The following is a 12,086-nucleotide window of genomic DNA, read 5'->3' as shown; positions in this document are numbered from 1 at the left end:
AGACACGTCAAAGCACGTTTCAGTAATATCAACGTTCTAAGTCGATTTAATTGTGCTTAGAATCTGATATTCATACTATCCAAGAGCCTTGTAAACGCCTCATAATGCAATATTAACTTTTCCTTAAAAATCAAGTTTTTATAATAAATCGTAATGACCGCATAGGATTTCGTTTTTAGTAATTTTCTTATGAATGAAGCTGCATCGCATCTTCATTTTGTATTTGTTCCAGTCATTTATATAATTGCGAAACTTGTTAATCATTAAAAGTTCGAGTTGTGCTATGTGTGTTTAATATAATAGGTGAAAAACTTAAATAAGTGATCAAAAGCAATTTATAAGAGTGTACTATTTCTATTAAAAGGAGGACAGTATGAAAATAATAAATAAAATATTAGTACTATTTCTTTGTCTTTTTGTTACAAGTACTCCAATCTTCGCAGAAAGTTTAAAAGAAACAATTCCAGATGACGTATCAATGACTGAAGATGACATACAAAAAGCAGAAGAAGGTATTGATAGTTTCTCATCATTCTTTTTGAAAGATAATCCATCTGATCAAACTAACAGCGGTGCAATGCAGGTAAAACAATTATCTGGAGAAATTATTAAACTTCATCATACAAAAACTGATGTGATTTATGACCTAGTTATGGGTGAAAATTTGTATGAAAACATTGTCTCTGAATACTACGAGGCATTAACTGAAAGCAATCAACTCGTCATACTTGAAATGATTGAAGGTGAAATGCAAGTCGGTTCTATTTCGGAGTTATCAAACTCTGAGAGGGGTTTTATTTTGTCAGTTGATGTTGAATCCGTTAAAACTTATGCTGAAACGAAAAATATTGATTTTTCTAATATAACATACTATAAATCAGGCCTATTCCAAATTTCTATTGTTGAATTTATGGGAAGAGATGAATATATGGTTTTCTACGATGAAGAAATTATTGGTGAGATCCCTGTTAATGTGGGTGTTATTTATTCGAAAGAAACATTGCAGGAAATTTTTAAACCTTTGATTGAAGAAAATATTAGTTATTTTACAGAAGCTCCAGAAAATGCTGAAATCGAATATGGAGGCATTAGTTATTTCAAGGGAAGTAGTAATAATCAAATAGAGAATTCCAATGCAAGAAAGCTCTCTACTTTTACAATTATTTTAATTTCTTTTGCTGCTACATCAATGATATATGGTATTTATTTAAGTTTTAAAAAACACTATAGAAAATAAAAATATTGTAAGACACATACCAATGATCAGAGTAAGCTGTAACGTGTTATTTCAACTATTTTCTAATTGCCACCTTTGGTGGCTTTTTTATAGTAGTATTCTTCTAAAACATCTGTTAACTTATGAATGATGCAAAACAAAGCATTAGAAACCAACCGGAAGAACAATTAGCGGACAAGTCATCTATTTAATCACCACGACCAAACGAAATCACCTGAATAAGTAATAAAGTGGTTTATTAAGTACAACGCATAATTCTATACGTTGGTTGCGAGATAGTAAAATTAGGTAGCATAGAGCCCACCTAGCTTCATATTGTAAATTCCCAATTTTAAAATCCATCGGCAGTAATATGTTTATCCGTTCATTGCTTTTATTTATTGATAAATTCAACACATTGATTAAGTTCATTATCTTCCTTGTGAACAACGCAGTGTTCTTGAAAACACAAATGGTATTCTTTGATGTAAATCACTATGTCTAAATCGTGTATTTCAATCATTTTGGTATTATTTTTTTTCCTTAGGTTCACTCGAATTTAGTACAATTTTTTCTTGATGTCAGGAACTAAATCAATATTCGTAGGAATAAAAAAATCAAAAAAGAGACTCATATAAATGAGTCTCTTTAAATATCACTGTGTATTAAACCTTTTCCCTTTTTTGTCTTATAATGATCATAGCATAGACCAATATCGCAAAAACAATAATATATAGAGATTTTTCTAAACATATTGCAACGATTTCTTTTAATGTATATTGCATAATTCTATCATCAACCGTGAAGTAGTAATCATTAAGTTGAAGATAGCTAGCAACACAAGTTATTACTATCGTTGTTAAAACACCTCCAAAAAAACCAAGTGTCCACTTTCTGTTATTTTTTATTGTTTTCAAATCCGACACCTCCATAAAAATAATAGTCCTTGTTATAACTGCTTAACAACTTACCTCTTAGGTATCCAGTATACTGGTGATTCATCTAAAATTTTTGTGACACAATAATGATTTTAAAAATGCTTGATTAATACTTTCTTTTGTAATGGAACCAAAACTTCTGAACCTTTATCAATTACTACGTAAATTTCATCATCTTATTCTATATTAATTTTTCTATGACTTTTTATGTACTATTTTTTCCATCACTATAACAATCATCCAGAGCCTAAAATCTCTAACTTATGAGATCCTCTTTACTCATCTTCTCTTAATCAAATTATAATCTAAATCAATATATTTGTAACCCCTTACTCATCGATAGAGTGTTCTAACATAAACGATATTCAAAAAAACACGCCTCAATTAAGACAGCGGTAATTTTTTGTGTATTTCTTTATTGCTAATATACTAATTTCTACAGGAAAAGAACTCCCGGTTCAGATAGAATGAAGGATCTCAATTTATGCATATTGGTGGATAATCCATCCCACACAACCATCAGAATTGATTATTCTACTAAAATAGACCTCAAATTGATTCATAATAATATGTTTTCAATCGTTTTATCTTTATTGATTCTGCGGTTCTAAACGCACTACATGATCTGCTATATCAATTAAATCCGGATCGTGCGTAACAACGACAACCGTCTTACCCAAATCTTGAAGTTTCTTTAAAAGATAAAAAATAATATGTTTATTCTCTTCATCAAGACTCCCTGTTGGCTCATCAGCAAGAATAATATCGCAAGGTTTTAGTAAAAGTCTTGCAACCGCAATCCGTTGCTGTTCACCTCCAGAACATTGATAAACTTTTTGTTTTCGTATTTCAGACAAACCAACCATTTTCAAAGCATCGGTAATCGCTGTATCCTTATTTTTGCTTCGAACTGAATCCAATGCGATATTTAGATTATATTCTACGGACTTTTCGGGGATAAGGGCAAAGTTTTGAAAGAGATAGCCGATATTATTGCGCAGAAGTTTTGTTGCTTTCGAAGAAAATGGTTTTATATTTTTGTGGCCTAAGATCGTAACCTCACCATAATCAGGTGTATCCAATAATCCGATGATATTTAAGAGTGTACTCTTACCCGATCCTGACGTTCCTGCAATCACAGTGAAACTGTTTTTCGGTATTATTAATGAATAGTTATTAAGTATTATCCGGTCGCCATACTTTTTTGTAATGTTATTTATTTGAATAGCCATTATATGTCCCCCTTTAATGTTGCTAACAAATGCTTTTGTTCAAATCTTCGTATTGAGAAATAGGTGATGATTATATCTACCACAAGCAGTATTGCGAAGAATCCTGTTAGAAGACCTATATTAATCATGGGTACAAATTCCGTAACTTTGCTTGCACTGCTTAGAAGGATAAAAACAAAAGGAATAAAGAGCGCAATTATTAATGTACCAATTATTTCTTTATATCGACTAAACCAAGATTGTCCGTGGATATATCGTATTGCGAGCAGACTCCCTTTTCTACTAAATGCTGATTCTAATACCAATGTTGTAAAACTAATCGATAATAAGAGAATATTTCCAAATAAGGCAATAAATCCGTTACGGTACCCATCCAAGTCATTCTCGATTTGGGAAAGTAAATCTGCCCGTAATATGGTGATCGGTTCAATAATTTCTTGAGCGACATCTGCAGAGAACTGCTCTAAGTTAAGATTTGTAGCTTCCGTAGAAATGATCGACATATAATTAATCGATGATAAAACTTGTTCTGAAGGATCTACGACTACATAAATAGGTGCATTTATTATTACATTTTGTTGATTCTCCATATTGTAAGGAGCAAAAATTGTTGGTGTGGATACTACATGGATAATATTAACATCATCATCAAAATCGGGTATAAAACTTGAGGATTCCGGTATTAAAATGCTGTTTACAGATATGTTTTTAACATTGAGTTTTTCACCATTAGTCGTATATATTGGCTCTCGACTCAGTGCATTACGATTTGTAATTAAATAAGAATACGTTTCCCCATACGCCATAATATGTTCTGAGCTTATGAAGTCTAAATCATACTCCTCTACTTTTTTAAACAGGAAATCATTATTCGCATCTTGTTGTTCAATTGAAGCCTGAAAACCATAATGGATATTATTCACGACAGTACCTTTAACCAGATCATCTTGTTGGTTTAATTCTTTTACATAGTCCTTAGTATTACTGTATGAGTAGTAAGTGGACACCAATGGCACGAGGACAATAATTATCGAGGTTATTTTGAAAATGGGAATAAGAACATCAATAAAACGATTTTCTGATACACTTTTTAACTTATGAACACTCATATTCAACTTTTGAAAAATATAGAATAAAAATGTCGTTAAAGAAATAATTGCGATGAAATATAGCAGCATTTTAAATAGATTATATAAATATTGATATGATATCCGATTGAAAAAACCAATCCTGAATACACTTAATATTGCAAGGGTTAGTGCAAAGACACCAATCATCGATAAGACCATATTTAAAAATATCCGTTTGAAAATAATATAATTATAATTCCCATGCATTTGCCGAATGTTTATCTCACGTTCACGAGCAACACTGATACTAATGAGTACTGTAAATAGTGAGAAGAAAGTTAAGATAAGAATTGAATTAGGATATTCAAAAGGATTTTGATTGATCGGGTAACGCATCATCCCATCAATCTTGAATGTCGTTTTACTATCTAATTGCAACAACGCGCCACAGATTCTCTGAGTTTCTTTAGAATACGGTGGACACGAAAATTCCGCTCCGAAATAATCATTCAAGAGTGAGTCTTTAAAATGATCCACCTCATTTACAGGAACAAAAAAAGATAAAATTAAAATTTTATTCGCTTGGTTCTTTGAATGATTTGAATCTGATAACTGTGCGATGGGATAATAATTGACTTGCATATTAAAATCATTACTATTGGGAATGCTTTCTGTTCGGTCAAATTGAAGCACATAAGCAGAAGCATCCGCTTGGTTGATGCTATTCGAAATAAAACGAGATTCTGTTGGTGCTCTAAAATCAAAATTTGTTACATCCTTGGAAAGGGCTAGATGTTTCAAAGCATCTGGATTTGATGTTGATAAATACATATTATATGATTTATTGCTATCATTTCTAACATAGCCGTCATAAGGTGTATTTTGAAATAGTTCGACAACTGACTTTTCAAATCCCTCGATACTTCCATTAAAGGATTCTGCGCTTAAGTTAAAGGTTATAACCTGTAGGTCACCATCGAGTACTGCTTCTTTAAACAATGTTGATTGACTTACTTTATAGCCAAGATTAAATTGCTCAAAGGACACTACAAAAAGAAGAAATGCGGTCAAAGCGGTAAAAACAAGCGCCATTTTTTTCATGGACTTCCCCCATAAGATATATGTGAATAAGAAACACACTGTCTGTTTATCTATATAATATCGTGTAATGATATGTTTTTCAATTATGCATTCATATTGAGTTACTATAAATTGTTATTTGATAGATAGGTTGTATATTTTTTTAAAATTTTAGATTGCGATTTTTCATCTTAAATCATATATCCCCGTTAAAAATTCTCAATTGGATTACATACTCTAATTCGTTTTTTTTCGAATTAATCGAAATAATTCTAGATTAGAAAGATAATTACACAATTATCCTAAGTTAAAGGACGTTTATCTATATTGTTTAAATTATCAGTATTTCCATAAAATCGCGCATTTTTAACTATTAGGATTTTTTTACTTGAAACCTAAATATATCTGTGATAGGATATGTCCACATAAAAGACTGCCGGGTCTAAATCTATTCTCGCATGCAAGGCCAAAGTAAATGCTTACTTTGGCCTTTTTTTGTCTTTTTAAGGAGGTTTTATGGAATATTTAGAGTTATCAAACAAAAAGATTATTACGCGATATGCAATACCTCAGATGATAGGATTAATATTTAATTCTATATATTTTATAATCGATGGGATTTTTATTGGAAAAAAATTAGGACCAGATTCACTAGCTGCAGCTGGTATTGCGATACCCGTCGTTGAAATTATGATTGCGTTAGCAATGATGATTTCAGTTGGAGCGGGAGTGATGGTCTCAGCTGCTATCGGTTACAAAGATTATAAAAAAGCAAATACATTATTTAACCAAGCCAATTTAATCACCGCTATCTTATCAATTGCGATTGTTATTCTTGGAAATATATTCATAAATCAACTGGCACAAATATTAGGTGCGACAAACTTAATTTTTGAAGATACAAAATTATACTTGAGATATTTCATAACCGCATCCCCTTTTCTTTTGTTTAGTTTTACGTTGAGCACATTTGCAAGAAATGATAATGCTCCTAAATTAGCAATGTGGGCTTTGATTATTGGATCAATTTCCAATATCATTTTAGATTGGTTTTTTATGTATCCTTTAAATATGGGATTATCTGGAGCGGCGCTGGCTACTGCTCTAGGTCCTATCTTTAGTGTTTTAATTTTACTGCCGCATTTCATTTTTAAAAAAGGATTACTAAGTTTCAAATTAACTAAGGTTTACTTCAAGGATATGTTTGCTATTTTTTCAAAAGGGTTATCTGCTTTTATTACAAATTTTTCAATTGGTTTCGTTACCCTACTATACAATATGACAATTAATCACCACCATTTAGGTGAAATAACTTTATCTTCATATGTCATTATTGGTTATATTTCCCTGATTGCGCTCACATCTTTTCTAGGAATATCCCAGGGAATTCAACCAGCTATTAGCTTCTATTCAGGATGCAATGAACACAATCGCCTAAAATCTTTGAGTAGATCAGGAATTATATTTAACCTAACTTTAGGCTTTATTTACACTGTATTTATATTTTTATTTGCACCATTTATCATAAACATATTCACCAACGAAAGTAGTTTAGTCTTTTTAACATCTAGTCTATCAACGAAATATTTTTTAAACCTTCCATTTGCTGCGGTGAATATCGCTATTACCACACTGCTTCAAGCATTGGACTACCAAAAAGAATCTACAATTATTTCGCTAATGCGTTCTACCTTACCTTTAATTCTTTTTTAAATTATACTGCCCAATATATTCGGTACAGATGCCATCTGGTTTGCACTTACTTGTGCAGAAATAATTACCACACTCTATGGATTCTATAAGTGGAAATCAATTGAATTATATTCATAAATTATATTCAGACAAGAAAGGAACTTAATATGAAAAAAAACATAAAAAAAATATTTTCAGTATCTACACTAATTATTGTTATGATTGGAACCAGTAATATCGTATTTGCTGATGAAATTATACATACTTCTCTTAACTCAGAGGATATAATTGAGCCTGTAATTGATATTAGTACTTCTAAAATTAAGGAACAAGATTCAATCCCTTTTCCCAATGCGACGATTACTGCATCAAAGAATAGTCTTAAAAGTAATGACACAGTCGAATATTCGTTAAAAAATTTCGAAATTAATTCCAATACTTATGGAGAGAATGTAAGTATCGAAGTTTTGACTGAAAGATACGATTCGTCAACAGAAATACAAAGTCTCCAGATTCCGAAAATAGTATTTACAATTGATGGAAAAAAATTTGGAGCTCATTATCAAATTTGGTCAAAATATGGACGTTATCAAGACATTGAGGAACAGATTCCATTAGATAGCGAATTTGATTCGTTTACTGTGTCTAGAAAAGATTTATTAATGATGTTAAACGGTGATTGTAATTTAAACCAATGGCCTTGGACCTATAATATTCTTGTGCGGCCAGTTGATGAAAATGGTAATATTTTATATTCTGAAAATTTTGATATGGTCGAGTCATTCGGAGACTTTAGATTTAATTACAAAACTAATGTTATTGGAAAAAATTTTAATGATCGTGGTTATCCTTTATTTCAACTTCAACTTCTTGCAACTAAAATGGAAGGACAAACTCCTATTTTTCCATCAATATCAACATCTTTAGTTCCTAACTACACACCTAGGTTCATGTCTTCCAAACTAGAAGTTTCTTCATCTACCATGGCCGAACTTACAGATGGGGACTTAGTTGATCTTAGTTTTTCAGTACACAACAATGGCCCTTTTTCTAATACCTCAATGATTGTTTTTTATGATAACGATAATTTTGAACCCTTAGAATCAGATTGGATTAAAAAAAATGATGGTTACTATTTATCACTTACTGAAATTGATAATCCTAAAAAATATAAGATATTAACAAGCGATGAAACACTTACTTTTACAAAATCTTTCAGATTTCACAATAACAATGATTCAAATTTCTTGCAATTTAGTATCTTTACAAAGAATGGATTAGAAAATTTAGAATTATCAAATCCAGTTCAATTTAGTATTAAGAAAAAAACAAAAAAACTTAATTTACATTCGAACCTAGAAGATATTGAAAATATTAGTTTGGATATTGAAGAAAACACTATTTATACTCTGCCAATTTTAAAACACAAAAATTATTATTTCGAAGGTTGGTATAGTGATGAACAACTAAAAAATAAAGTCAGTCTCGACTTATTAATCGATAAGGATATAAATTTATACGCTCGTTGGTCAATTATAGAAGATTCCATAGACGATACTGGAACTATTATCAATCCTAATAGTCCACAAAATGAACAATCAAATAAGCCAACTGAGCCAGAATACACAGGTGACTCAGTAAACCTTGGCAACTCTACCAACCTTCTAGACGCAGAAAAGGACAAAAAAGAAGCAAGTGTACTATCATTAACCACCAAAAATAATAAAAGTAGAGAAATACTACCTAAAACAGGAATAGGGAAAAAAAATATGAAATTCTATCTTTTGTTTATATTCTATGGGCACTTGGCACTATATTAATTTTAATTGCAAACAAAAAAATTAAATGCCTACTAACTAGATTTAGAGAAGAGAATATAAACGAGTAAATAAGTTGTTAATAGTCCAAAAAAACACATACTATATTGGAGTAGTAAAATAAAAGTAGAAAAGTCTTTTTCCTAAATTCAAATCTCAACCGCACCACCCAAGGGGCGGTTGTTTTTTTATAATAAAAGGAGCCCTCCCGACTATGAACCGCACCCCGAATCTTGGAGAAAGATGAGGAGGAGCGGTTTTTTTTATGGCTAAGCTAACATGAAAACAAAAAATTGAAATATATGAAAAACGAAAGTTAGGACAACCAGTATGTTCATGAGTAAATGAGTATGGTATTAATAAATCGAGTATTAAATATTTGGTAAGACTTATTGATCAACATGGACTCAATGTTCTAAGACGAAACAAAAGTCGCGTTTATTCTCATGAGTTTAAGTTAGAAGTAATAAATCGCATTTTAATGGATAGAGAAAGTACCATAGCTGTCGCCATCGAACTTGGATTAAGTTCTGATGGAATGATTTACAATTGGATTAAAAATTATAAAGAAAACGGATATAATGTCATAGAACGGAAACAAGGGAAACCATCTATGACAAAACCAAATAAACCATTAACAGTTGATGATGAACTAAAAGCATTGAAGAAAAAAAACAAGTATTTGGAAGCAGAGAATGAATATTTAAAAAAATTGAATGCCGTAGTGAAACAAAGGGTGGAGCGCGAAAAGAAGAAAAAACCAGAGTAGTCTCCTTACTACGACAAAAATATCCCTTAGAGATCCTTTAAAAAATATCTGGACTCGCTCGATCAACTTAGTACTTCTACGTTTCAAAAATTGATTTTGATACTAAAAACGACGAACTTATGCGAGAGATTATAGAAATCTATTATGATCACAAAGGTCGATATGGTTATCGTAGAATTACTTTAGAACTAAATAATCGAGGAATTCGTGTAAATCATAAGAAAGTCTTGAGACTTATGAATAAAATGGGATTACATTCAATCATACGGAAGAAACGTAAGTACTCTTCATATAAAGGGACAGTGGGAACCATTATTGAGAATCGAGTTCAAAGGAACTTTGAAGCCGATAAACCCAATCAAAAATGGTTTACGGATATCACTGAGTTTAATGTGCAAGGGAAGAAAATCTATCTTTCACCAATACTTGATGCATATGGTAGATACATTGTATCTTACAACATATCTACAAGTCCTAATTTGGATCAAACTAGAGACATGCTTCACAAACCATTTTCTTATAACGATACGTAAGGAACAATTATTCATTCAGATAGGGGCTGGCAATACCAGCATCAATTTTATGTGAAAGAATTAGAAGCACATTCGATGATTAGAAGTATGTCACGCAAGGGAAATAGTATTGATAACGGACTCATGGAGGGCTTTTTTGGGCTACTAAAATCATAAATGTATTATGACCAAGAACATAAGTATAAAAAGCTAGAAGAATTAATTGATGCAATTTATGAATATATTGACTATTATAATAATAAGAGAATTAAGACCAAACTAAAAGGACTAACTCCTGTTCAATACAGGAATCAATCCTTAAATTTATAAGATAATTAGATTATCCAAGATTTGGGGTTCAGTTCATTTATTTGGAGCTTTTTTTTACATTTCCAGATGTATCATAATAATATGCACTGACAATTGTTGCTGTCGCAATATTTGAATTCTTACCTGTTATAGAACCAGTAAATAATGAGTCACCATTTACTTCGTAACCATAACCACTTGCTGATGCACTATCAGCTGCATGAACCGTACTTGTGCCATAAAGCAAAAATTGATAAAAGTAATGCAAAACACGTGATTTTCTTAGCATATATCCCCCCTATTATGCTGTCTATTGTAGCACTATCTTCTGAATCATATCATACACAAAATACGTTGCAAACGCTTTCTTTAGGCGTCCTTAATCACAACAAAAATGTGGTATTTCTTCAACAAAATAATCGAACCGTCTTTGAAAAATAATGTAAAAATTCACGTTGTTAATCATAGATTATAAAGAACGACTATTTTAAAAACGGTATTTACCTTAAGCATAAGAAAAAAATGAAATTGTTGCATGGATTAGCAATAAATGTTTAATTATTTTCAATAGCTAACCGGGGGACGAGATTATTCGGAATAATGAGATGTTCCCTCGATTTCGGACTAATTGTGACGCACTCAAAGTCTATAGATAACTTATTAACTCCTTGTTTAAAGCAGCACTTATATCGAAAAAAAATCTGAAACAATTAAACCTATCGTGGATCGATGTTCAAGAATGATCAGGATTATTAAGGGGAATACCGATATGATATTACACATCAATTTTAATTCGAAAATTTATAGAAGAAAATAAAATCATCATGAAATCAAAAGCAGTCGAGACCAGATTAAAATTTAAAACCTTAAAAATTATTGCAAAGCGATTGGGGTAAGCTCTATAATTGTGACCCCGACTGTTCTTTTTAACGTGGAACCAATGAACGCGCGAATGCAATCGTGCGAAGGTTTATACCGATAGAAAATCGATCTATGATATAGCGAAACAATATCTTGATGATATTTGTTTCATAATTAAGTCAATGCCACGAAAAATATTTGACTTCAAAACGGCGTATGAGATAGACTTTAATAAAAGTAAAAGTGGTGCAGTTGAGATTTGACAAAAGAGAAATTTGCATTTCAATGTAAATTTCATAACGCTCCAATAAACTATGGTACCGTCAAAGAAATAATTTACGGACTAAAATTTTTCGACTCACACGTTGGCATAATTGTAACAAACAATAGTTTTAGAAGACCTGCAAGAGAACTTGCAGATTCAAATAACATTGTACTTTGGAACGCCGATGATTTAGTAAGACTAATTAACTCTATAAATTACTAATAGTTATCGCTAACAAAAAGATAATTAAACAAACTACCTTTTAACGATCTCATGAATAGTGAAAGGATGATTTTAGTATGCCTGTTTATAAAGATCAAACATG

The 12,086-nt window shown here is 31.2% G+C and carries 8 protein-coding genes and 2 pseudogenes; 6 read left to right on the top strand and 4 right to left on the bottom strand.

The genetic code is table 11. From position 1 onward, the window contains the following. Window positions 1–373 precede the first annotated feature (373 nt). Window positions 374–1,237, top strand: a complete 864-nt coding sequence (locus B096_RS0101585) for a hypothetical protein (RefSeq protein ID WP_018579029.1) — start codon at window positions 374–376, stop codon at window positions 1,235–1,237. A 644-nt stretch (window positions 1,238–1,881) separates the two neighbouring features. Here B096_RS0101585 and B096_RS0101580 read toward each other — a convergent pair. The 3 genes from B096_RS0101580 to B096_RS0101570 form a co-directional block, all read right to left on the bottom strand. Further along, complete coding sequence (locus B096_RS0101580; RefSeq protein WP_018579028.1) at window positions 1,882–2,133, bottom strand: hypothetical protein; 252 nt, start codon at window positions 2,131–2,133, stop codon at window positions 1,882–1,884. 611 nt (window positions 2,134–2,744) lie between these two features. After that, window positions 2,745–3,386, bottom strand: coding sequence for an ATP-binding cassette domain-containing protein (locus tag B096_RS0101575; RefSeq protein ID WP_018579027.1), 642 nt, complete (start codon window positions 3,384–3,386; stop codon window positions 2,745–2,747). Beyond that, window positions 3,386–5,557, bottom strand: a complete 2,172-nt coding sequence (locus tag B096_RS0101570) for a hypothetical protein (protein ID WP_018579026.1) — start codon at window positions 5,555–5,557, stop codon at window positions 3,386–3,388. The genes B096_RS0101575 and B096_RS0101570 overlap by 1 nt, the downstream gene beginning before the upstream one ends. Before the next feature lie 495 nt (window positions 5,558–6,052). Here B096_RS0101570 and B096_RS0101565 point away from each other — a divergent pair, with 495 nt between their 5' ends. The 3 genes and pseudogenes from B096_RS0101565 to B096_RS09900 all read left to right on the top strand — a co-directional run bounded on the left by B096_RS0101565 (window position 6,053) and on the right by B096_RS09900 (window position 10,656). Continuing rightward, window positions 6,053–7,249: an MATE family efflux transporter gene (locus B096_RS0101565; RefSeq protein WP_018579025.1), complete on the top strand. Its 1,197-nt coding sequence runs from the start codon at window positions 6,053–6,055 to the stop codon at window positions 7,247–7,249. Window positions 7,250–7,395: 146 nt separating this feature from the next. Next, a complete protein-coding gene (locus B096_RS0101560; protein WP_018579024.1) occupies window positions 7,396–9,048 on the top strand; it encodes an InlB B-repeat-containing protein in 1,653 nt (550 codons plus the stop codon). A gap of 289 nt (window positions 9,049–9,337) precedes the next feature. Next, window positions 9,338–10,656 (top strand): annotated as a pseudogene (locus B096_RS09900) (IS3 family transposase). Between the two features lie 37 nt (window positions 10,657–10,693). Here B096_RS09900 and B096_RS0101540 read toward each other — a convergent pair. Next, entirely contained in the window at window positions 10,694–10,924 is a 231-nt protein-coding gene (locus tag B096_RS0101540) for a hypothetical protein (RefSeq protein ID WP_018579020.1), read from the bottom strand. 399 nt (window positions 10,925–11,323) lie between these two features. Here B096_RS0101540 and B096_RS09810 point away from each other — a divergent pair. Further along, window positions 11,324–11,759, top strand: a pseudogene (locus B096_RS09810) (IS30 family transposase); the annotation flags it as partial. Then, window positions 11,756–11,983, top strand: a complete 228-nt coding sequence (locus tag B096_RS10250) for a restriction endonuclease (protein WP_083912983.1) — start codon at window positions 11,756–11,758, stop codon at window positions 11,981–11,983. The pseudogene B096_RS09810 and the gene B096_RS10250, both read left to right, overlap by 4 nt. Window positions 11,984–12,086 lie beyond the last annotated feature (103 nt).

The organism is Erysipelothrix tonsillarum DSM 14972, assembly GCF_000373785.1.
Taxonomy (GTDB): domain Bacteria; phylum Bacillota_I; class Bacilli_A; order Erysipelotrichales; family Erysipelotrichaceae; genus Erysipelothrix; species Erysipelothrix tonsillarum.
This window is presented reverse-complemented; position numbering and strand designations above follow the sequence as displayed.

Bases quoted from the DNA above. Each gene is read 5' to 3' on its own strand.
- B096_RS0101575 (WP_018579027.1), bottom strand. From the start codon at position 3,386: ATGGCTATTCAAATAAATAACATTACAAAAAAGTATGGCGACCGGATA.
- B096_RS0101585 (WP_018579029.1), top strand. From the start codon at position 374: ATGAAAATAATAAATAAAATATTAGTACTATTTCTTTGTCTTTTTGTT.
- B096_RS0101540 (WP_018579020.1), bottom strand. From the start codon at position 10,924: ATGCTAAGAAAATCACGTGTTTTGCATTACTTTTATCAATTTTTGCTT.
- B096_RS0101560 (WP_018579024.1), top strand. From the start codon at position 7,396: ATGAAAAAAAACATAAAAAAAATATTTTCAGTATCTACACTAATTATT.
- B096_RS0101570 (WP_018579026.1), bottom strand. From the start codon at position 5,557: ATGAAAAAAATGGCGCTTGTTTTTACCGCTTTGACCGCATTTCTTCTT.
- B096_RS0101565 (WP_018579025.1), top strand. From the start codon at position 6,053: ATGGAATATTTAGAGTTATCAAACAAAAAGATTATTACGCGATATGCA.